The following is a 242-nucleotide window of genomic DNA, read 5'->3' on the forward strand; positions in this document are numbered from 1 at the left end:
AGCCTCTGGCAGATGCCGCACTCCTATGCCATTGCGAACTTCCGCTACAACGACTACCTGGCTGCATCGATTCCGGTCCTGCCGGTCAAGCGAGGCATCGAGGTGGCCAAGAAGCACATCCTCTGGTACATCCTGGCCTACCTGGTCGCGACCTTGATGCTGACCCTGGGCGGTTACGCCGGCGACAGCTACATGGCCGTTGCCGCCGCCATGGGCATGTACTGGCTGTACAAGGCCTGGAC

1 protein-coding gene is annotated in these 242 nt (G+C 61.6%); it reads left to right on the plus strand.

The features are described 5' to 3' along the window. Positions 1 to 242 (plus strand): UbiA family prenyltransferase (locus M2D63_RS26025; RefSeq protein ID WP_285865915.1); only part of this gene is annotated, 242 nt, incomplete at both ends.

Origin of the sequence: Pseudomonas sp. BJa5, assembly GCF_030272875.2 — a bacterium.
In the GTDB taxonomy this organism is placed as follows: domain Bacteria; phylum Pseudomonadota; class Gammaproteobacteria; order Pseudomonadales; family Pseudomonadaceae; genus Aquipseudomonas.